This window comes from Flagellimonas flava (assembly GCF_050617915.1).
Lineage (GTDB): Bacteria > Bacteroidota > Bacteroidia > Flavobacteriales > Flavobacteriaceae > Flagellimonas > Flagellimonas flava_A.
This window is the reverse complement of sequence record NZ_JBODQE010000066.1, coordinates 1-269: the sequence shown is the minus strand read 5'-3', so window position 1 is coordinate 269 and position 269 is coordinate 1. Positions and strand designations below refer to the sequence as shown.

Genomic DNA, 269 nt, shown 5'->3' with positions numbered 1-269 from the left:
TACCACCATCATCATATTTAAACTTCGGGCCTAAGTTTTGAATTGCAAAACCAGCTCTCCAACGACCATTAAAATCATTGTAAGCCTCTTCTTCACTCTGATAATACCCAGTAATATCTGCTCCAAAAGTACTTGCTGCATCCGCATTAGGATCTACTTGAGCAATTCTTAAGTCTGACCTCATAAAACGCACAGCAACAGCCATAGAAAATTGGTCATCAAGTCTTAAGCTATATGCCACATCAGCTGTAAATTCATTGGGCTTGACA

General features: G+C 39.4%; 1 protein-coding gene. It reads right to left on the bottom strand.

Annotation, left to right across the window (positions count from 1 at the left end):
* Positions 1-269, bottom strand: a 269-nt coding sequence (locus ACRHOZ_RS21000) for a PorV/PorQ family protein (protein ID WP_431130238.1), incomplete at both ends; no start/stop codon positions are given.